Annotated in this window: 15 protein-coding genes; 6 read left to right on the plus strand and 9 right to left on the minus strand. The window is 72.3% G+C overall.

Features of this window, described 5'->3' with window-relative positions:
- Positions 1 to 26: 26 nt before the first annotated feature.
- Together ACLF3M_RS33205 and ACLF3M_RS33210 are read right to left on the minus strand one after the other, a co-directional pair.
- Positions 27 to 983, minus strand: coding sequence for a Bug family tripartite tricarboxylate transporter substrate binding protein (locus ACLF3M_RS33205; RefSeq protein WP_430661307.1), 957 nt, complete (start codon positions 981 to 983; stop codon positions 27 to 29).
- Complete coding sequence (locus tag ACLF3M_RS33210; protein ID WP_430661308.1) at positions 983 to 1966, minus strand: Bug family tripartite tricarboxylate transporter substrate binding protein; 984 nt, start codon at positions 1964 to 1966, stop codon at positions 983 to 985. The genes ACLF3M_RS33205 and ACLF3M_RS33210 overlap by 1 nt, the downstream gene beginning before the upstream one ends.
- An 83-nt stretch (positions 1967 to 2049) precedes the next feature.
- Here ACLF3M_RS33210 and ACLF3M_RS33215 point away from each other — a divergent pair, with 83 nt between their 5' ends.
- Genes ACLF3M_RS33215 through ACLF3M_RS33225 form a run of 3 tightly spaced genes read left to right on the plus strand, consistent with a single transcriptional unit; the run spans position 2050 to position 5842 of the window.
- Positions 2050 to 3750 carry an SMP-30/gluconolactonase/LRE family protein gene (locus ACLF3M_RS33215; protein WP_430661309.1) on the plus strand — a complete coding sequence of 567 codons (1701 nt, stop codon included), beginning with the start codon at positions 2050 to 2052 and terminating at the stop codon, positions 3748 to 3750.
- Between the two features lie 11 nt (positions 3751 to 3761).
- Positions 3762 to 4670: a dihydrodipicolinate synthase family protein gene (locus tag ACLF3M_RS33220; RefSeq protein WP_430661310.1), complete on the plus strand. Its 909-nt coding sequence runs from the start codon at positions 3762 to 3764 to the stop codon at positions 4668 to 4670.
- Positions 4667 to 5842, plus strand: coding sequence for a mandelate racemase/muconate lactonizing enzyme family protein (locus ACLF3M_RS33225; protein ID WP_430661311.1), 1176 nt, complete (start codon positions 4667 to 4669; stop codon positions 5840 to 5842). Before ACLF3M_RS33220 ends, ACLF3M_RS33225 begins: the two co-directional genes overlap by 4 nt.
- Positions 5843 to 5851: 9 nt before the next feature.
- Here the strand turns inward: ACLF3M_RS33225 and ACLF3M_RS33230 are convergent, their stop codons facing one another.
- Both ACLF3M_RS33230 and ACLF3M_RS33235 read right to left on the minus strand, forming a co-directional pair.
- Complete coding sequence (locus ACLF3M_RS33230) at positions 5852 to 6487, minus strand: YidB family protein (RefSeq protein WP_430661312.1); 636 nt, start codon at positions 6485 to 6487, stop codon at positions 5852 to 5854.
- 102 nt (positions 6488 to 6589) lie between these two features.
- Positions 6590 to 7573, minus strand: a complete 984-nt coding sequence (locus tag ACLF3M_RS33235; protein ID WP_430661313.1) for an ABC transporter substrate-binding protein — start codon at positions 7571 to 7573, stop codon at positions 6590 to 6592.
- Positions 7574 to 7704: 131 nt separating this feature from the next.
- On the opposite strand from ACLF3M_RS33235, the gene ACLF3M_RS33240 reads away from it, so the two are divergent.
- Positions 7705 to 8091: a RidA family protein gene (locus ACLF3M_RS33240; protein ID WP_430661314.1), complete on the plus strand. Its 387-nt coding sequence runs from the start codon at positions 7705 to 7707 to the stop codon at positions 8089 to 8091.
- A 7-nt stretch (positions 8092 to 8098) separates the two neighbouring features.
- Here ACLF3M_RS33240 and ACLF3M_RS33245 read toward each other — a convergent pair whose 3' ends face one another.
- From ACLF3M_RS33245 to ACLF3M_RS33260, 4 genes are read right to left on the minus strand one after another with little or no spacing between them, the layout of a single operon-like run.
- Positions 8099 to 9058, minus strand: coding sequence for a tripartite tricarboxylate transporter substrate binding protein (locus ACLF3M_RS33245; RefSeq protein WP_430661315.1), 960 nt, complete (start codon positions 9056 to 9058; stop codon positions 8099 to 8101).
- The gene (locus ACLF3M_RS33250) at positions 9055 to 10821 is read right to left on the minus strand and encodes an adenine deaminase (protein ID WP_430661316.1); all 1767 of its coding nucleotides are present in this window, start codon (positions 10819 to 10821) and stop codon (positions 9055 to 9057) included. The genes ACLF3M_RS33245 and ACLF3M_RS33250 overlap by 4 nt, the downstream gene beginning before the upstream one ends.
- A complete protein-coding gene (locus ACLF3M_RS33255; protein ID WP_430661317.1) occupies positions 10818 to 12383 on the minus strand; it encodes an ABC transporter substrate-binding protein in 1566 nt (521 codons plus the stop codon). The genes ACLF3M_RS33250 and ACLF3M_RS33255 overlap by 4 nt, the downstream gene beginning before the upstream one ends.
- Positions 12380 to 13090, minus strand: a complete 711-nt coding sequence (locus ACLF3M_RS33260) for a phosphoribosyltransferase (RefSeq protein ID WP_430661318.1) — start codon at positions 13088 to 13090, stop codon at positions 12380 to 12382. The genes ACLF3M_RS33255 and ACLF3M_RS33260 overlap by 4 nt, the downstream gene beginning before the upstream one ends.
- A gap of 68 nt (positions 13091 to 13158) precedes the next feature.
- Between ACLF3M_RS33260 and ACLF3M_RS33265 the strand changes: the two genes are divergently transcribed.
- A complete protein-coding gene (locus ACLF3M_RS33265) occupies positions 13159 to 14325 on the plus strand; it encodes a M20 aminoacylase family protein (protein ID WP_430661319.1) in 1167 nt (388 codons plus the stop codon).
- 70 nt (positions 14326 to 14395) lie between these two features.
- Positions 14396 to 15325: a nucleoside hydrolase gene (locus tag ACLF3M_RS33270; protein ID WP_430661320.1), complete on the plus strand. Its 930-nt coding sequence runs from the start codon at positions 14396 to 14398 to the stop codon at positions 15323 to 15325.
- 9 nt (positions 15326 to 15334) lie between these two features.
- On the opposite strand, the gene ACLF3M_RS33275 is transcribed toward ACLF3M_RS33270, so the two are convergent.
- On the minus strand, positions 15335 to 17920 hold the full coding sequence (locus ACLF3M_RS33275; protein ID WP_430661321.1) for a response regulator: 2586 nt from the start codon (positions 17918 to 17920) through the stop codon (positions 15335 to 15337).
- Positions 17921 to 17925: the final 5 nt, after the last annotated feature.

The following is a 17925-nucleotide window of genomic DNA, read 5'->3' on the forward strand; positions in this document are numbered from 1 at the left end:
ATTCTAAAACCCTAAAACCCCGCATTCTACTCGATCCGAATCCCCGCCCGTCGCGGCACCGCCGACCATTGCTCGACCTGCGCGAGGTAGAACGCCCCCCACTCGCTCCTCGACATCGGCGCTGCGATCAGCCCGAGGTCGCGCAGCTTCGGCCCGACCTCCGGCATCGCGCCGACCTGCGCGAAGCCGTCATGCAGCCGATCGAGCGCCGGCCCGGGTGCGGCCTTCGGCGCGATCATCCCGAACCAGCTGTCGGCCTGCAACGCCGGCACGCCGAGCTCGAAGAAGGTCGGGACGTCCGGCAGCAGCGGGCTGCGCGTCGGGCTCGTCACCGCCAGCGCGCGCAGCCGGCCCGATCGCACATGCTCGATCACCTCCAGCACGTTGCTGACCATGAAGTCGAGCCGCCCGGCGATCAGGTCCGTCTGCCCCTGCGGGCCGGAGCGGTAGGGCACGTGCTCCATCGGCAGGCCCAGCGCTTCCTTCATGATCTGGTGCGCGGGCTGCCAGCCCGCGAGCGCGGCGCTGCCGGTCTGCAGCGGCTGCCGCGCCGCCCGGCCCCGCGCCGCGAGCTCGGCGAGGTCGCGGTCCGGCGAGGCCTCCGGCACCACCAGAACATTCGCGGAATGGCCGGCGAAATAGACCGGCGCGAAGTCCGCCACGGTGTCGTAGGGCAGCCGCGCATAGAGCCCCGGCGCCACGGCGTGGGCATTGGCGATCAGCAGGATGGTGTAGCCATCGGGCGCGGCCTTCGCCGTGCGGTCCGACGCGATCGTCCCGCCCGCGCCGGTCACGTTCTGCACCACCACGGGCTGCCCGATGAGGGGCTGCATCCTCTCGGCCAGCGTGCGCGCGATGATGTCGGTCGCCCCGCCAGCGCCATAGCCCACCATCAGCGTCACCGGCCGGTCCGGCCAGGCCTGTGCCAGCGCGGGAAGCGGCAAGAGCGCCGCCCCCAGCACCGCCCTGCGTGTCGCGCGCATCATTCGACGCTGATGTTCTGCGTGCGCGCGAGCTCGCGGAAGGTCTCGATCTCCCGCGAGATCAGCGCCCGAAAGGCCTCCGGCGTCGTCTCCGTCGGCATCTCGAGATAGAGCTGGCGGTAGCGTTCCGCCGTCTCCGGCGCGCGCAGGAAGGCCTGCGTCTCCTGCGCGAGCCTCGCCACGATCGGCGCGGGCATCCCCGCCGGCGTGGCGAGCCCGTGCCAGGAGGCGAGCTCGACGCCCGGCCAGGTCTCGTTCAGCGCGGGCAGGTTGGGGTAGCTCGGCATGCGCTGCGGCGCGGTCGTCGCGAGCGCCTTGATGCGGCCCTCCCGCAGCAACTCCGCCGTCGTCGCCGCGACGTCGAGCGAGCAGTCGATGGTTCCGGCGACCAGTGCCTGCAGCAGCGGCCCGCCGCCGTTGAAGGGCACATGCGTCACCCGGAACCCGGCCTTCGCCATGAAGAGCTCCATGCCGAGATGCAGCGACGACGCGACGCCGGAGGAGCCGAAGTTGATCGCGTCCGGCCGCGCCTTCGCCGCCGCCACGAAATCCGCGACGGAGTTCACGTTCGGCAGCTTCTGCGGGTTGATCAGCAGCAGCGCCGGCGTCACCGCGAGGTTCGACACCGGCACGAAATCCTCGAGCGGCCGATAGGGCAGGGGCTGCCGTCGCACCGCCGGCACGATCGCATTCGCCGCGATGTTGATCAGCCCGATCGTCGTGCCGTCCGGCGCCGATTTCGCGAGCGCGTCCACGCCGATCGTGGACCCCGCGCCCCCGCGGTTCTCGATCACCACGCCCTGGCCGAGCGTCCCCTGCAGATACGCCCCGAGCATCCGGCCCACGATGTCGGCGGCGCCCCCCGGCGGGAAGGGGATGATCAGCCGCAGCGGCCGCGTCGGCCAGGTTTGCGCCAGCGCCAGCGAGGGCGCGGCGAGCGCGCCGAGCCCCAGCACCAGGGCGGTCCGTCGCGTGGTCCGCATCGCCATCTCCTCCGCGTCTCTTGCTTGTCTTGGAACTGTGTTCCACGATATGGACTACCAGCGCCGCGGTCAATGGGAGGATCATGCGAGCCCGCCAGCAGGCGAATGACGAGGATGCCGGCGTCCCGGGGACGCAGGCGCTGACGCGCGGCATCGCGCTGCTCAACCTGGTCGCCGACGCGCCCGCGCCGCTGCGCTTCGTGGACATCGCGGAGCGCGCCGGCCTTGCGCGCCCGACCGCGCACCGCATCCTCGCCGCGCTGGTGGAAGCGCGCCTGCTGCGCCACGACGCCGCGACGCAGACCTTTGCGCTCGGCGCCCGCTTCCTGGAGATGGCACATCGCGTGTGGGAGGGCTTCGACCTCCGCGCCACCGCAGCGCCGGAACTCGAACGCCTGGCGCGCCTGGCCGGCGAGACCGCGCGGCTCGCCGTGCTCGACGGCGACGGCGTGCTCTATGTGGACCAGCGCGACGCCGAGCAGGAAGCCGTGCGCCTGGTCAACCGCGTCGGCGCGCGCGTCGCGCCGCATGCCAGCGCCTGCGGCAAGGCTATGCTGGCCCAGCTTCCCGCCGCCGAACGCCGCGTGCTGCTGTCGCGCGCCACGCTGCCCGCGGGCCCGCGCGCCATCGCCGACGCCGATGCGCTGGAACGCGACCTGCTGATCTCCGCCGCGCGGGGCTATGCGCTGTCGCTCGAGGAAGCCGCGGCCGGCGTGAACGCCGTGGCGGCCGCGGTGCTCGATCGCCGCGCGCGGCCGCTCGGCGCGATCTGCCTGGTCGGGCCGGCCTTCCGGCTGAATGAGGCGAAGCTGCACGCGCTTGGCCGCGAGGTCATGGAGGCAGCGCGCCGCATCTCCGGCAACGCCGCGCAATCCGCGATGACGCTGCAGGTCGCGCCGCGCCCCGACAGCGTCTCGCCCGGCGTCGAGGTCGCCGTGCGCGCGGAGGCGCTGCTCGGCGAAGGCCCGCTCTGGTCAGCGCGCGACAACCGCCTGCTCTGGGTGGATATCCTGGCACCCGCCATCCACCTCAGCGACCCCGCGACCGGCGAGGATCGCGTCGTCGCGACGGAGGAGATGGTCGCCGCGCTGGCCCCGCGCGAGGCCGGCGGCTTCGTCGCCGCGGCGCGATCGGGGCTGCGCGCCTTCGACGGCGCGTCGCTCGGCAAGGTGCTCGCCGCGCCGATCGCCGACACCGCGGCGCTGCGCCTCAACGACGGAAAGTGCGACGCCGCCGGCCGCTTCTGGGTCGGCAGCCTGGCGCTGGATTCCACGCCGGATGCGGGTGCGCTGCATCGCCTCGACGCGCAGGGCGCGCAGCTGATGCAAGCCGGGCTGCACGTGCCCAACGGCCTCGGCTTCAGCAGGGACAACAGGCTGCTCTACCTCGCGGACAGCGCGCGCCGGCGCGTGGATGTCTTCGACTTCGACCTCGCAAGCGGCAGCATCGCCAACCGCCGCGTCTTCGCGAGCTTCGGGGAGGATGAAGGCGTGCCCGACGGCCTGGCCGTGGATGAAGAGGGCGGCGTCTGGATCGCGCTCTGGGATGGCTGGCGCGTGGTGCGCCACGCGCCGGACGGGCGGCTCGACCGCGTGATCCACCTGCCGGTGCCGCGGCCCACAAGCTGCTGCTTCGGCGGCGCCGATCTCGGCACGCTCTACGTCACCAGCGCGCGCGTGCGGCTTTCCGCCGCCCAACTGGCCGAGGCCCCGCTGTCGGGCAGCGTTTTCGCCCTCGATCCCGGCGGCGTCAGGGGCCTGCCGGACCACGCGTTCCTCGGATGAAGGACTACCGCATGACCAGCCTCGCCGGGGTGTTCCCCGTGCTGCCCACCCCCTTCACGCCGGAGGGGCCGCCAGATGTTGCGGCCTTCCTGCGCCTGGCTGATTTCGCGCTGGAGGCCGGCGTGGACGGCGTCGTCTTCCCCGGCATGGCGAGCGAGGTCGAGACCCTGACGGCCGAGGAGCGCGCGATGATGGTCGCGGCCCTGGGGAAGCACCTGGGCGGCCGCACCACCTTCGTCGTCGGCGCGTCCCACGCCGACCCCGCGCAATCCGCGGCGCGGGCGCGCGAAGGCCAGGCCGCCGGCGCGGTCGCGGCGATGATCATGGCACCGCCGGGCTGCGGCCAGGACGTCGCGCAGCACGTCGCCTTCTACCGCGCGGTCGCGGAAGGCGCGCCGGGCATCGTCATCATGCTCCAGAACGCCCCCGCCCCGAACGGCGCCGGCCTGCCGCCGGAAAAGGTCGCCGCCATCGCCGCCGAGGTCCCCGCCATTCGCTACGTGAAGGAGGAGACGCTGCCCTGCGGCCAGCACGTGACTCGCATACTTGCCGCGGCGCGTGGGAAGCTGGACGGCGTGATGGGCGGCGCCGGGGCGCGCTTCATCATGGACGAACTCGCCCGCGGCGCCTGCGGGACGATGCCCGCCCTCGAGATCGCGGATGCGCATGTCGCGCTGTGGAAAGCCTGGCAGCGAGGCGACCGCGCGGAGGCCCGGCGGATCTACACGCTGACATTGCCGCTTCTCGCGCAGCAGATGACCTTCCGGGTGCGCGCGACGAAGGAGGTGCTGAAGCGGCGCGGCCTGCTGACCCACACCGGCGCGCGCGCTGCCGGCCCGACGCTGGATGACGGCGACCAGGCGGAACTCGGCGAGCTGCTGGCCACCGCAGCGCCCGTCCTGACGATGCAGAAGCCATGACAGACCGCATCGAGAAGGTCACGGCCCATGTCGTCACCATCCCGCGCGACGTGCCCTATCTCGGCCCGCTGCGGGAGGGCGAGAGCGTCAACCGCGCGGGCTACATCGTGCGCAAGGGCAACCGCACTCTCTATCCCACCGTCGACCGCTCCGTCGTGCTGCGCATCGACACGGAGAAGGGCCTGACCGGCTGGGGCGAGACCTACGGCATCGTCGCGCCCGAGGCCGTGCGCGCCATCGTGGACGACGTGCTCGCGCCCGTGCTGGAAGGCCGCGATCCCTCGGCGCCCGCGGTGATCCATGAGGATCTGTATGACCTCATGCGCGTGCGCGGCTTCTTCGGCGGCTTCTACCTCGACAGCCTGGCGGCGGTGGACATCGCGCTCTGGGACCTGCTCGGCCGACGCCTCGGCGTGCCGATCTCGACGCTGCTCGGCGGGCGGCGGCACGAGCGGATCGAAGGCTATGTCTCCGGCCTGCCGCGCGCGACGCTCGATGAACGCTTGGCCTTCGCGCAGGACTGGCAAGCCAAGGGCTTCCGCGGCTTCAAGTTCGCGGCCGTCGTCGCCGATGACGGCGCCGAGGCCGAGATGATGGCGCTGCGCGAGGGCCTCGGGCCCAAGGCCGAGATCATGGCCGACCTTCACTGGCGCCACACCGCGCCCGAGGCCATCCGCCTGATCCGCCGCCTCGAACCGCACCGCCTGTTCTTCGCCGAGGCGCCCTGCGCGCCCGAGGACATCGAGGGAATTGCGGAGGTCGCAAGACATGTCGGCGTGCCCGTCGCGCTCGGCGAGGAACTCCGCACCGTCTTCGAATGGCAGCCCCGTATCGGTGCGCGCGCGTTGGGCATCGGCCAGCCCGAGATGGGCCGCACCGGCATCACGGAATTCCTCCGCATCGGCGCACTCTGCCACGCGAACCACATCGCCGTGATGCCGCACGCCACGATCGGCGTCGGCCTGTTCCACGCCGCCAGCCTCCAGGCCAGCTCCACGCTGCAGAAACTACCCTGGCACGAATACCAGCACAGCATCTTCGAGCCGAACCGGCGGCTGACGCAGGCCACCGGCACGCGGCACATGAGCTGCGACGCCGGCTTCTACACGCTGCCCGACGGCCCCGGTCTCGGCGTCGAACCGAGCCCGGCGCTGCTCGCCGCGCTGTCGTGATGCCTCAGCTCAGCTCTTGAAGCCGCCTTCGCCAGGCGCGGTCTTGCCATAGGCCCCGCCCGGGACCGTGCCCGTCCCGAAGGCGCCCAGCACGTGCTGCTCGTCGATACCGTGCAGCTCGTCGTCGCGCTGCGGCATGCGGCCCTGCGGCGTCAGCCGGTCCACCATGCCGGGCAGCCCGCGCGAGAGCTGCGAGAGCACGTCGTCGCGACCGATGCCCGTGGCGCGCTCCAACTCGTCCATCGTCTCGGGCGGGATGGCGCGGGCGAGCTCGTCGGGGCGGATGTCGCGGTTGGCGCCCGGGCCGACCCAGCTGTCCACGCGGTCGCCGAGGCCGGCCTGGCGCAGCGTCTCGGTCAGCGAGGAAAGGCCCGCGGTGCCGCCGCGACCCTGCATGAGATAGGCGAGCAGCGCCATCAGCGCCGCGCCCTGGATACCGCCCATGCCCCCCGGCGCGGCGCGGCCTGCGCCACCACCAAGGCCCCCGAGCAGCCCGCCGAGCAAGCCGCCGAGCCCACCGCCCGGCCCGGCCGGCGCACCGCCGTACCGGCCCTGTTCCTCGCGCTGCCACGCACCGCCCGGCGTGCCGCCCTGCGTCGCGCCGCCCAGCACGCCGGCCAGGATCCTCGAGAGCACATCCGACATCGCCAATCTCCACTCGCGCTTGCGCCGCGGCCCAGTGTCCGGCCTGGCCTGCGTCCGCGCCACGCACGCATCAGTGAGGAGACGTGACCTGCCGCGCGCGCCCTACAGGCTCGCGACGGCGCGTTCCCAGTAGCCGAGGTCGAGAAAGCGCTCCGGCGCCGGCGGTGTTCCGCCCCAGGTGCCCAGCGTCTCCGCGCGGATCTTCAGCACGTTGCGGAAGCCCTCGAGGTCGAAGCGGCCGTCCGGGGCGGAGCCGGTGCGCGGATCCGTCAGCAGCGCCAGGTTCCGCGCGGCCATGTCGGGCTGCAGGCGGAGGCGCTCGGCGATGATCGCGGTGGTGGCCTGCTGGTTGGCGGGGCTCAGCATGAAGCGGATGCCCTCGACATAGGCCGCGAGGTAGCGCGTTACGATGTCGGGGTTCTGGCGCGACCAGTCGCGCATCGCCCAGCCGGCATTGCCGAGGTAGGAGCCGAGAACCTCGGTGATGGTGCCGAGGCGGCGGATGCCCTGGTCCTCGGCCTGGAGGCTGAAGGGCGGGTTGAGCATGGAGGCATGCGCGTTGGGATCGCGGAGCATGAGCTCGTAGCGCGCGAAGGTGCCGCCCGTCGGCCTCACCTCGTAGCTGCCACGCGGCAGGCCGTTCATCTCCAGCATGCGGTAGCCCGCGACGGCGTAGGCCGTGCGCGGACTGTCCACGATCAGCGTCTTGCCGCGCAGGTCGGCCCAGTCGCGGATCTCCGGCTTGACGTAGAGCCCGTTGAAGGCGCTGTCGCCGCCGATGAGGATGCCGATGTCGTGCCCGTCGGCCTGCATCGCGACGGCATTGTCCACGCCGGCGACGACGAACTGGTGGTTGCCGGCGGCCAGGCCGTCGCGCAGCACGTCGGAGTTCGGCGTGTTCAGGATCTCGACGGCGAGGCCGCGCTTCGCGAAGAAGCCCTGCGACTGGCCGACGAAGAGCGGCAGGTTGGCGAGGCCGGGAAAGACCATGACCCTGAGGTTCATGACCTGCGCCCCCGCGATGGACGGCGCGGCGAGGGCGAGTGCGGCGGCGCCCAGGAGTGTGCGGCGCTCGATCGCTGGCATGACGTTTCCTCCGCTGTTGCTGGGCCAAGTGATACCGCCGGGACGCCCTCTGCTGCAACCGGTTGCACCGGGCTGCGCGGGGCCGGCGCGGCGCCTATACTCGCCCCCGTGCAGCAAGGGACAGCTTGATAATGGACAGGATAGTCATCACGTCGCCGCGGGTGACGCCGATGCGCTCGGGCGTGTCGCATGCCGTCAAGGCAGGCGGCATGGTCTATGTGACGGGGGCGACGCCCTTCCATGGCGACCGTGAGATCGCGAAGGGCGATTTCGCGGCGCAGCTTCGCCAGGTCATGGCGAACATCCAGGCGATCCTGGAGGAGGCGGGCAGCTCGCTCGACCACGCCGTGAAGGTGAACGTCGCGCTGACCGACATGGGGCGCTACGCCGAGTTCGACGCGATCTTCAAGACCTATTTCGCGCCCGGCAACTACCCCGCGCGCCAGACCACGGAATCGCCGCGGCTCGCGCATCCCGATTTCCTTGTCTCGATCGACTGCATCGCGGTCGCGGACTGATCGCAGGCTAGTCGATCGTCAGGTTGATCTCGGCCGCCAGGCGCCCGATCCGCGCGCTCTCGCTCGCGACCTGGCGGGCGAGTTCGTCGGGGGGCAGGGCGAAGGGCGTCGCACCGGGCGGCAGCCGCTCGATGAAGGCGTGCGAGGTCACGGTGTCGCGAAGCTCCGCCGCCGCGCGTTCAGTGATCGCGGCCGGCGTCGCCTTCGGGAAGAACAGCCCCTGCCAGGAATTGGTCAGCTGCACCTGCGGCGCGGCCTCGGCGAAGGTGGGCACGTCGGGCAGCAGCGGATGGCGCTGCGGCCCGTTGAAGGCGATCGGCGTCAGGCGGCCGTCGCGCATGTACTGCAAGGTCAGCGCGAAGCTGTCCATCGTGACCTGCACGCGGTTGGCCAGCAGGTCGGTATTGCCGGCGGCACTCGTGCGGTAGGGCACGTGCTGCAGCGGGAAATCCAACGCGTGGGACAGGGCTACCAGGTTGATGTGCGGCACCGTGCCCGCGCCAGGCGAGGGGTAGTTCAGCGGATCATCCTTCGGCCGCGACCGCGCATAGGCGACGAGCTCGTCAAGCGTCCTGACCGGCACCTGCGCGTTCACCGCCAGGAAGGAATGCGAGATCGTCAGCCCCGTGATCGGCTGCAGCTCGGGGAAGGGATCGAAGCGCGGCCTCTGGATATGCGGCAAAATGGTCAGCGCCGCGGCCGAGACCACGCCGAAGACGCTGCCGTCCGGCGTCGCGCGGATCAGGTTGTTCGCGCCCATCATCCCGCCGGCGCCGGGCTGGTTGTCGGCGGCCGTGCGCCAGCCATGGCGCGGCCCGATGACGTCGAGCAGCACGCGCGCCACCACGTCGGTGATGTTGCCGGCGCCGTAGGGGATGATCATGCGCGTCGGCGGCGACCAGGCGCGGGTCTGGGCCAGCGCCGGCCGAGCCAGTGCCGCGAGCAGAAGCGAGCGGCGCAGCATCATGCTGGCAGCGGCTCCGCGGGGTCGAACACCTCGCCGGTCGCGCCGTCCGTCAGGCCGAGGTCGGTCGGGTGCGGCGCGGGGTTACAGGCCAGCGACAGGCCGGTCATCATGCGGAAGACGCGGAAGGGCGGCTGCCAGTCCACGACCTGGTCGGCTTCCGCACGGAGCTGCGCGAAGTTCGCCGCCGTCTCCTCCGGCGGCGTCTCCGCCAGCAGGCCGGCGATCGGCAGGGGAACAAGGGCCGTGACCTTTCCGTTGCGCGCCACCGCCATGCCGCCGCCGCACGCGATCAGGGCGTTCGCCGCGGCCTGCATATCGGCGGCATCGCGGCCAAGCACGAGCAGGTTGTGGCTGTCATGGCTCAGCGTCGTCGCGATGGCGCCATGCAGCGTGCCCCAGCCCTCGATGATGGAGCGCTGCGGGACGGCCGGCGCGCGGCCGTGGCGGTGGATGATGGTGATCAGCGCATGGTCGGTTGGCAGCACGGCGTAGCCGTTGCGGACCTCGGCCTCCAGCACGCCCCATTTGCCATGGCGCGCGCCGACGATCTTGCGCAGCCTCGCGCGCCCGTCGCCGACGCCGTTCACCTTCGGCATGAAGCTCTCGATGGGTTGGGGCGAGAGCTTGACGGTGTTCGTCGGCCCCGGCGAGCGGCGCGGCGGCTCGATCAGCTTGCCGTCCTGCGCGACCAGCCGGCCGGCCGTGAAGACGCGGTCCACGGTGATCGATGTCAGTTCCGACAGCACCACGATGTCGGCCTGGCGCCCGGCGCCGATCAGCCCGATGTCGTCGCGCTTCAGGCGCAGCGCGGCATGGAAGGTGGCGCAGCGGATCGCGGCGATGGGGTTCACGCCGCGCGCGATGATGCGCGCGATGGTGTCGCGCAGCCCGCCCTTCTCGATGAGTTCGTCGGGGAAGATGTCGTCGGTGCAGAGCACCAGGTTCGGCGGCAGCATCGGCAGGGCCGCGAGCTGCGTCAGCACCTGCGGCAGCACGTAGTCGTGGCTGCCGCGCAGCTCCACCGTCATGCCGGTGCGCAGCTTCTGCACGAAATCCTCGGGGCTGATGATCTCGTGGCAGGAGGTGACGCCGGCCGACGCATAGGCCTGGAGGTCGCCATCCACCATGCCGCGGGCATGGCCGTTGACGTTCTTGCCCGACGCGAGCCCCGCGCCGACGATGCCCGTCATGTGTGCCGTGCCGCGCAGCACGCCCGGCATGTCCATCACCTCCGCGACGCCGCAGATCTCGGGCCAGGCGAGCATCTCGGCCATCTCCGTCGCTCCGATCTCGGCGCCGGCCATCTCGAGGCCCGGGGCGGAGGGCACGCAGGACGGTGCCGCGATCAGGCTGCGCAGCGGCAGGTCGCGCGACGCCTCGATCGCCCAGCGCACGCCGTCGAGGCCGAGGACATTGGCGAGCTCATGCGGATCCCAGACGCAGGTCGTGGTCCCCGCCGGCACGACGGAGGCCGCGTAGTCCGCCGGCGCCATGAAGCTGCTTTCGTAGTGCAGGTGGCTGTCGATGAAGCCGGGCGCGAGGAAGCGGCCGGCCACGTCGTGGACCTGGTCCGCGTCCTCCCGCGTGCCGGGGGGATGCACGGAGGCGATCATGGAGCCCACGATGCCGATATCGGCGGGACGCAATTCACCCGTCGCGACGTCCACGACGGTGCCGCCGGTCAGCAGCCGGTCGAAGCGGGCGGAGCCGCGCGCGGCCTGGACGGCGCGGGCGCGGATGGCGGGGTCGATCGGGTCGTTCATCGGGTGCTCCTGCCTGCGCTGAAAGCGAGCGTCATCTCGTCGGTCCGCGCCTCATAGGTGAAGCCGCGCCGCATCGCCCAGGTGTTGACCTGGAAATAGAGCGGGATCAGCGCGGTCTCGTCGCGCAGCGCCATCCGCGTGGCCTGCTGCGTCAGCCGGCGGCGCTCGTCGTCGTTCATCGTGGTGCGGGCCTGCTGGATCACCGCGTCGATGGCGCGGTTGCTGAAGCGGCCGCGGTTGGCGGTGCCGAGACCGAGCTGCGTGTCCCAGCTGTGGATCTGCGTCTCCAGCATGCCGAGCAGCTCGGGGTTCGGCGAGAAGCCCGCGAGGTTCACGCTGTATCTCAGCTGCGCCGCCTCGCTCAGCCAGACGCTGCGGGTGCGCGTCTCGACCGACGCGGCGAGACCCAGGCGCGTCCACATCTGCGCGATGGCCTGCACGACCTGCTCGTCGTTGACGTAGCGGTCGTTGGGGCCGTTGACCTGCACCGCGAAGCCCTGCGCCCAGCCCGCCTCGGCCAGCAGGCGCCGCGCCTGGTCGAGGTCGAAGGGCGGCGGCGTCATATCGGACGATGTTCCGAAATAGCCGGGCGGGCCGAGGTCTCCGGCGGCCAGCCCCTGGCCCTGCAGCACGCGGGAGACCAGTGCGTCGCGGTTGATGGCGAGCGACAGCGCGCGCCGGACGCGGGCGTCGCGCAGCGGGTTGGCGATCCGCGCGCCGTCCTTGCCGCGGATGAAAGGGCTGTCCTCGCGGTCGGAATCCAGCGTCAGGAAGATCAGCCGGTTCGACGGGCTGTCGGCGACGGTGAAACGCGCGGCGTCGCGCCGGAAGCGCTCGAACTGGTCGGGCGGGACGATCTCGATGAGGTCCACGTCGCCGGCCTGGAGGGCGGCGACGCGCGCGCCGGCGTTCGCGATGGGTCGGAACTCCGCGCGGGCGAAAGCGGGTGGCGTGCCGGCGAAGTGCGGGTTGCGCTCCATCACCACGGGGCTGCCGGGCTGCCAGGAGACATGCCGGTAGGGACCGGTGCCGACCATGGCGCGGCCGGCATTGTAGTCGGCGGTCGTCGCGCCCTCGCCATGCCGCTTCGACACGATCATCACCAGCGCCAGGAAGTTCGGCAGCAGCGGCGTCGCCTGGTGGGTGCGCAGGCGGATGGTGGTGGCATCCAGCGCCTCCACCGACGCGATCGGCCGCGTGGCGTAGCGGAAGGAGGACGGCGAGTTCGGGACGTCCCCGGCGCGGCCGATGGTGAAGGCGATGTCCTCGGCGGTCACCGCGGCGTCGTCGCTGAACCGCGCGCGTGGATCGAGCTTCACCTCCCAGGTCAGATCGTCCAGCACGCGCATGGAGAGCGCGACACCTGGGCGCAGATCCTGTCGTGCATCCTGTTCCATCAGCGGCTGGAAGACGTGGCGGCTGAAGGCGATGTTGGTGATGAGGCTGGCGAAATGCGGGTCGAGGCTGGTCGGGCCTGCCTCCACGCCGATGCGGATGGCGTCCTGGGCAGCGGCGGGCGCGGCGGCGAGAAGTCCGGCGAGCAGCGCAGCGCGCAGCCTCATGCGGCAATGTCCTTCATCAGGGGACAGGCATCATGCGCCGTCGAGCCCGGGATGGGCACCCAGCCCCGCGGCGTGCGCGAGAAAATGGGTGTTGCGAAGACGGCGCGCACGGGCGGCGCGTCCCAGATGCCTTTCCCGCCCGCCTCCGGCGGGACGCGCCAGCGATCTCCCTGCGCCATGGCGACAATCAGCGCGACGGGCACGACGCCCGCCGCCGCCAGCAGCGCCAGCCCCGCACGGGCCGATGCGCCTGTCGAGATAACGTCGTCGACCAGCAGCACGCGCCGGCCCGCCAGCCGCGGCAGCAGGCGCGGGTCCAGCCACAACCGACGCTCGATCGGGGAGGTGATGGAATGCACAGCGACGCTAAGGCGTTCCTCGTACCAGCGCTTGCGTGACCAGCCCGGCGCGACCCAGTTGGGGTGGCCCAGCGCCTCGGCGATCGCCGGCGCGAAGACCTGGCCGAGCGTGGGCAGGCCGACGACGACCTCGGCGCCGAGCGGCCGCGCGACCGCCGTCATCCACGCGGAAAGGGCGCGCACCACGGCAAAGCCGGCCTGGTTGGCGATCAGCCCCGCCACCGCCGTTTCGCCCATGTCGCGCAGCGGCAGGACCAGGCCGGTCCCATCGGGCATCGGCGCGGCGTAGGCGTCGGCCCAGGCCTCGAGCGGCGGGGAGGGCGGGGCGAAGGCTTGCCAGAAGTCCATCGGCTCCCGTCTGGGTTGCTGCGGCGCAGCGTGGCATGCTGCGCGCCGCAACCGCAACCGGAGGCCCCATGCCGAAGCCCGAGGCGCTCGAGCCGCTGCTGCCGGAGATGACGGCCTGGCGGCAGGACCTGCATCGCCATCCCGAGCTCGGCTTCGAGGAACACCGCACGGCGCGCTTCGTCGCGGACATGCTGCGCGGCCTGGGGCTCGAGGTAACGGAGGGCATCGCGCGGACCGGTGTCGTCGGCACGCTGAAAGGCCGGCCCGGCAACCGCGCCATCGCGCTGCGCGCCGACATGGACGCGCTGGCGATGACCGAAGCCACCGGACTTCCCTACGCCAGCCAGGCGCCGGGGCGGATGCATGCCTGCGGCCATGACGGGCACACCGCGATGCTGCTGGGCGCCGCACATTGGCTCGCCGCGAACCGCGGGCGCTTCGCGGGCACGGTCCACCTGGTCTTCCAGCCCGCCGAGGAGTCGCTCGGCGGCGCGAAGGTCATGGCGGAGGAGGGGCTGTTCGACCGCTTTCCCGTGGACGCTGTCTACGGGATGCACAACCTGCCGGGTCTGGCGCTCGGCACGATCGCCGTGCCGAAGGGGCCGGTGCTGGCGAGTTCCGATACCTGGGAAGTGACCTTCCGCGGTGCGGGGACGCATGGCGCGAAGCCGCATCTCGGCACCGACGCGACGCTCGCTGCGGCGGCCTTCATGCAGGCGATCCAGGCCATCGCCTCGCGCGAGACCGACCCGCTCGGCACCGCCGTGGTCAGCGTCGGCCACATCGCCGCCGGCAATCCCGCCGCGCCCAACGTCATCCCCGCCGAGGTCTTCCTGAGGGGCACGGCGCGCGCGCTGGATGAGGAGGTGCGCACGCGCATCGAGACGCGACTGACGGAGATCGCGCGCGCCGTCGCGACGCTGCACCGGCTGGAGGCGGCGCCGCGCTACATCCGCCGCCTCTCGCCCACGGTGAACCACGCCGCTCAGGCCGCGGTGATGGTCCGGGCCGCGGCACAGGCCGAGGCGGTCATGGACGACCATCCCCCGATCACCGCCGGCGAGGATTTCTCCGAGTTCCTGGCCCGCGTGCCCGGCGCCTATTGCTGGCTCGGCACCGGCGCCCCCGCGCATCCCGAGGGCTGGCACCACAACCCGCATTTCGATTTCAACGACGCCGCGCTGGCGCATGGCGCGGCGTTCTGGTGCTCGCTGGTGGAGACGGAGCTCGCATGACGCCTCCGATGGTCGGAGGGCGGAGCCGAGAATCGGCGAGCACCGCGGAGCTGAATCGGAGGCGCCATCAATGACAGCGAAGCCCACGATCATCGACTGCGATCCCGGCACCGACGACGCCATCGCGCTGTTCCTCGCGCTCTCCTCGCCGGAACTGGACGTCAGGCTGGTCACGGTCGCCGGCGGCAATGTCGGGCTGGATCGCACGACCGCGAATGCCCGCGCCGTGGTCGGGCTGACCGGGCGCGCCGTACCGATCGTCGCAGGCGCGAACCGCTCCCTGCTCGCGGATTTCCGCGCCGAGACCGCGGTGCACGGCGATGACGGCATCGGCGGCGTCGTGCTGCCGGAAGGCCCGCCGCTCGCGCCCGGCATCGCGGCGGATGCGATCCGGGAGGAACTGCGCCGCGCCGCGCCGGGCTCCGTCACCGTCATCGGCCTCGGCCCCGTGACCAACCTGGCGCTCGCCTTCGCGACCGAACCCGCGCTGCTGGATCGCGTCGCGGAGATCGTGCTGATGTCGGGCGCCTGGACCGAGGGCAACATCACGCCCGCCGCCGAGTTCAACGCCTGGAACGACCCCGAGGCGCTGGCGATGCTGCTCAACCTCGGCGCGCGGGTCGCGATCGCGACGCTCGACCTGACCGCCCAGGCCTTCGTCACCCCCGCGCTGATCGAGGCGATGGCGCGGCGCGAGGGCGGCGCCTGCTGGCGGGCGGCGCTCGCGATCTTCCGCGCCCTGCCGACCTCGAAGCGCTTCGGCCATCGCGGCTTCCCGCTGCATGATCCCTGCGCCATCGCCTGGGCGATCGATCCCGGGCTGTTCGGCGCGAAATCAGCGCATTGCGCGATGGACCTCGCCTCCGGCCCGTCGCGCGGCCGCACCGTGATCGATCGCTGGGAACGCCTGAAGCTGCCGGCCAATGTCACGCTGATGGAGACGCTCGACGCCGGGCGCTTCTTCGCCATGCTGGAGGACCGGGTCGCCTCGCTGCCCTGACCTCCGGCCTCAGTCGGCCGCGCCTTCCGCAACCAGCGGCCTGGCGTCGCGTCGCCGCACCGCCGGCAGCGCGGCCTCGACCGCCGGCAGCGTCTCCTCCGCCGCGGCCGGCAGCGACTGCCGCGCCTCCGCCATCGTGCCGACCAGGGACAGGAGCGTCTCGCGGTTGATCGGCTTCGAGAGGTGGCTGTCCATGCCGGCCTCGCGACAGGCCGCGATCTGCTCGGGCAGGGCGGAGGCGGTGACGGCCAGGATCGGCACGCCGCCCTTCGCGCCGGGCAGCCGGCGGATGCGCCGCGCGGCCTCCAGCCCGTCCATCACGGGCATCTGCATGTCCATCAGCACCACGTCGTAGTCGGTGCGCTGCACGGCCTCCAGCGCCTCGGCGCCGTCCGACGCCGCCTCCACCTCGTGGCCCGCCGCGACCAGCATGGCGCGCGCGACCATCCGGTTCGCCGCGACGTCGTCGGCGACGAGCACGCGCAGGCGCCGCGTCGGCTGGTCAGCGGGCGCCTCCGCTGGCGCAAGGCGCGGTAGGGCGGGCGGCTCCGCGGCGGCGAGCGGCAGGTCCACCCAGAACAGCGCGCCGCCCGCCCGCGCCTCCTCGCAGCCGATCCGCCCGCCCATCAGCGCCGCGAGCCGCGCCGAGATCGCGAGGCCGAGCCCGGTGCCCGCCATCTCCTGGCCGGGCAGGGTAAAGAGCTGGGAGAAATCCTCGAACAGCAGGTGGCGCTTGTCCGCGGGGATGCCCGGCCCGGTGTCCTCGACCTCCAGCCGGACGCCCTCGCCGCCGGGCCCGGGCATGGCGCGCAGGCTGACCGCGCCGCCGGGCGGGGTGAACTTCACGGCGTTCGACAGCAGGTTCAGCAGCAGCTGGCGCAGCCGCGTCGCGTCGGCCTCCACCGCCGCCGGCGTGCCGGGGCGTACATCGAGCGTCAGGCGCAGCGCCTTGCGCGCGACCTCCGGCACCAGCAGCCCCGCGCAACCATCCAGCAGCGGGCGCAGCGCCGTCGGCTCGGGCCGCAGGTCGAGCTTCCCGGCCTCGATCTTCGAGAGGTCCAGCAGGCTGTTCACGAGCTCCAGCAGGTGCTTGCCCGCCTCGTTCAGCGTCGCGACCTGTTCGCGCTGGTCGCGCGTCAGCGCGGGGTCGCGCAGCAGCACCTGCGCGAAGCCGAGGATGCCGTTCAGCGGCGTGCGCAGCTCGTGCGACATGCGGGCGAGGAACTGGCTCTTCGCCTCGCCGGCGGCGCGGGCGGCGTCGCGCGCGCCGGCCAGCTCCTCCATCGCGCGCTTGAGCTGGGTGATGTCGGTGCGGATGCCGACGGTGCCGCCGTCCGGCGTCGAACGCTCCGTGATCAGCACCCAGCGCCCGTCGGGCAGCAGCCGCTCGATCGGCGGGTTGTTGGAATGCCGCCAGTAGTCCATCGCGTTGATGAAGGCCTCGATGTCGGGGCCGGCCTGCGGATACTGCCCACGCAGCGCGCCCTCGCGCAGGATGTCGCGGAAATGCGCGCCGTGGCGGATGAACGGGGCGGAGATCTTGTAGAAGGTCTTGTAGGTCTCGTTGCAGGCGATCAGGCGGTCGTCGGGGCCGAACATGACGAAGCCGTCCGACATGCTCTCCAGCGCGTTCTCGAGCCGGGCGCGCCAGGCTGCCCGCTCGGCCTCGATCCGCTCGCGCTGCGTCAGCCACAGCAGCAGCGCCGCGGCCAGCAGCAGCACCAGCAGCGCGAAGGCGCCGGAGGCGACGAGGGCGCGGTCCCGGTCGGGCCGCCAGCTCGCCAGCGCGGCGTCGTCCTCATAGGTCACGACGATGGACAGCGTGGGATAGAGCGTCGGACGGATCGCCAGCATCGCCGGCGCGCCGGTCAGGCGGCTGACGGGCTCGGCCATGGTGCCGAGCTGGGCGGCGACCGGCGTCAGCTTCTGGCCGATCCGCATCTCGTCATGCGGCTGGGCGGCGAGCAGCGTGCCGTCCTCGCGTTCCAGCGTCAGGCGCATGCCCGGCGCATCCCCGCCCGCGCCGAGCAGGGCGCTGACGACCGGCACCGGCACCTCGGCCACAGCGGTGAGCGTGCCGAGGCCGGGGAAGGTGACGCGGCGCGCGAAGAACAGCGCCCATTCGCCGGTGGCGGGGTTGCGCACCGGCCCGCCGATCGCGACGCCGCCGGCGCTCGGGCCGGTCTCGACGAAGCCGGTACCGAGCGGGAGGGGCAGCGGGCGCCGGCGCGAGACCGTCAGCGCGGAGGTCACGGGCATGCCGTCCGCGCCGACCAGCAGCACGTCGCGGAAGGTGAAGTTCTGGTTGTTCAGCTCCCGCAGCACCCGCCCCGCGGCGTTGGCGTCGAGCCGGCCGTCGCGGATATAGGGCGCGAGGATGGAAGGCAGGCCCGCCAGCATCGCGTCCACCTGGACGAAGTTGCGGTTGATCGAGGCCTCGACCGCGCGGCTGACGCGCTGGGTGGTGTCGGCGGCGGCGCCGAGGGCGGCGTTGCGCGAGCGGTCCACCAGCTGGGCGGTGCCGAAGACCTGGGCGAGCAGCAGCAGGAAGACGGCGCCGATGACAGCGAGCCGGAGGCGGCGGGCCGTGTACATCGGCG

Origin of the sequence: Falsiroseomonas sp. HW251 (genome assembly GCF_050563545.1) — a bacterium.
In the GTDB taxonomy this organism is placed as follows: Bacteria; Pseudomonadota; Alphaproteobacteria; order Acetobacterales; family Acetobacteraceae; genus Falsiroseomonas.

What these genes read in the sequence shown, in the direction of transcription:
- ACLF3M_RS33205 (WP_430661307.1), bottom strand. Translation starts at nt 983, where the DNA reads ATGCGCGCGACACGCAGGGCGGTGCTGGGGGCGGCGCTCTTGCCGCTT.
- ACLF3M_RS33210 (WP_430661308.1), bottom strand. Translation starts at nt 1,966, where the DNA reads ATGCGGACCACGCGACGGACCGCCCTGGTGCTGGGGCTCGGCGCGCTC.
- ACLF3M_RS33215 (WP_430661309.1), top strand. Translation starts at nt 2,050, where the DNA reads ATGCGAGCCCGCCAGCAGGCGAATGACGAGGATGCCGGCGTCCCGGGG.
- ACLF3M_RS33220 (WP_430661310.1), top strand. Translation starts at nt 3,762, where the DNA reads ATGACCAGCCTCGCCGGGGTGTTCCCCGTGCTGCCCACCCCCTTCACG.
- ACLF3M_RS33225 (WP_430661311.1), top strand. Translation starts at nt 4,667, where the DNA reads ATGACAGACCGCATCGAGAAGGTCACGGCCCATGTCGTCACCATCCCG.
- ACLF3M_RS33230 (WP_430661312.1), bottom strand. Translation starts at nt 6,487, where the DNA reads ATGTCGGATGTGCTCTCGAGGATCCTGGCCGGCGTGCTGGGCGGCGCG.
- ACLF3M_RS33235 (WP_430661313.1), bottom strand. Translation starts at nt 7,573, where the DNA reads ATGCCAGCGATCGAGCGCCGCACACTCCTGGGCGCCGCCGCACTCGCC.
- ACLF3M_RS33240 (WP_430661314.1), top strand. Translation starts at nt 7,705, where the DNA reads ATGGACAGGATAGTCATCACGTCGCCGCGGGTGACGCCGATGCGCTCG.
- ACLF3M_RS33245 (WP_430661315.1), bottom strand. Translation starts at nt 9,058, where the DNA reads ATGATGCTGCGCCGCTCGCTTCTGCTCGCGGCACTGGCTCGGCCGGCG.
- ACLF3M_RS33250 (WP_430661316.1), bottom strand. Translation starts at nt 10,821, where the DNA reads ATGAACGACCCGATCGACCCCGCCATCCGCGCCCGCGCCGTCCAGGCC.
- ACLF3M_RS33255 (WP_430661317.1), bottom strand. Translation starts at nt 12,383, where the DNA reads ATGAGGCTGCGCGCTGCGCTGCTCGCCGGACTTCTCGCCGCCGCGCCC.
- ACLF3M_RS33260 (WP_430661318.1), bottom strand. Translation starts at nt 13,090, where the DNA reads ATGGACTTCTGGCAAGCCTTCGCCCCGCCCTCCCCGCCGCTCGAGGCC.
- ACLF3M_RS33265 (WP_430661319.1), top strand. Translation starts at nt 13,159, where the DNA reads ATGCCGAAGCCCGAGGCGCTCGAGCCGCTGCTGCCGGAGATGACGGCC.
- ACLF3M_RS33270 (WP_430661320.1), top strand. Translation starts at nt 14,396, where the DNA reads ATGACAGCGAAGCCCACGATCATCGACTGCGATCCCGGCACCGACGAC.
- ACLF3M_RS33275 (WP_430661321.1), bottom strand. Translation starts at nt 17,920, where the DNA reads ATGTACACGGCCCGCCGCCTCCGGCTCGCTGTCATCGGCGCCGTCTTC.